General features: G+C 62.3%; 1 protein-coding gene. It reads left to right on the forward strand.

The genetic code is table 11. The annotated features are described in order from the left end of the window. Positions 1-216: 216 nt before the first annotated feature. Positions 217-1185 (forward strand): IS4 family transposase (locus ACJH6J_RS30455; RefSeq protein ID WP_406805038.1); only part of this gene is annotated, 969 nt, incomplete at its 3' end.

Genomic DNA, 1185 nt, shown 5'->3' on the forward strand with positions numbered 1-1185 from the left:
GTTCAGCGGGGTGTAATCTCTCCGTCGTCCCGGCGAACGCCCTAGGGCATGCACACATCTAGTTGGGTGGGGATTCCCGAATCGGTATTTCGTGTGATTCATATTGCGGCACTTCGGCTTTGGCGGAGGTGTCGACATGCTGGCGCAAATTGACTGGTCATTAGGTCGGTTCGGGGATCTCCGCCTCGATAAAGGGGGGCGGCGCTCGTCGAATGCATGGTCGCGGGCAAGGATGTCTGCCTGCGACGGCTGGCAGGAGGCATGCGTGCCCGGGAGGTGCGCTTCAACCGCTTTCTCGGCAATGCCAAGGTGACGACGACGCGGATAATCGAAAGCTGGAGCGATGGTACGGTAATGGCGGCCGAAGGCCGCCATGTGCTGGCGATCCAGGATACCAGCGAGATCAATTTTGCCACCAAGGCACAAAACCGGCGTGGCTTGGGCGAGATCGGTCATGGCAACACCCGCGGGGTGTTGCTGCACCCGATGCTGGCCGCAGACGCGGAAAGCGGCTGCTGCCTTGGCCTGTTGCACGGCGAGATCTGGACCCGCCAGGGCCGCCGCACCGTCTCGCACGACAATCGCGATCTGAAGGACAAAGAATCGCAACGCTGGATCGCGACCGCTCTGGCAGCCAAGCCGCTGTTGGCGAAGGCTGCGATGGTGACCATGCTGGGCGACCGCGAGAGCGACATCTTCGCGCTCTACGCCTGCGCCGCAGAACACCAGTTCCACGTCATTGCCCGGAGCATGCATGATCGCAAGCTGGCGGATGGCTGTGGCCTGTATGCGGCCAGCGAGGCCATGACCAGCATCGAACAACGGACCATCGTATTGCCTGCGCGAGCACAACGGCCTGAGCGGGCTGCGCTTCTCGATCTGCGCTTCGGCGCCGTCGAACTGGCCCGACCGCAAACCAAGTTCCTGCGCCATCTGCCGAAAAGCCTACCCTTGATCCTGGTCGATGTGCGCGAGATCGAGCCGCAGGCCGGGATCGAGCCGCTGCACTGGCGGCTGCTCACCACGCATCCGGTGACGAATGCAGAAGAGGCCTGGCGCATTATCGAATGGTACAAGCGGCGGTGGCTGATCGAGCAGTTCTTCCGCATCTTGAAGACACAAGGCCTCAAGCTCGAAGACAGTCAGATCGGGACCGCCGAGCGGCTTCTCAAGCTGGTCGCGATC

The organism is Mycobacterium sp. SMC-18 (assembly GCF_045310895.1).
Classification (GTDB): Bacteria; Actinomycetota; Actinomycetes; order Mycobacteriales; family Mycobacteriaceae; genus Mycobacterium.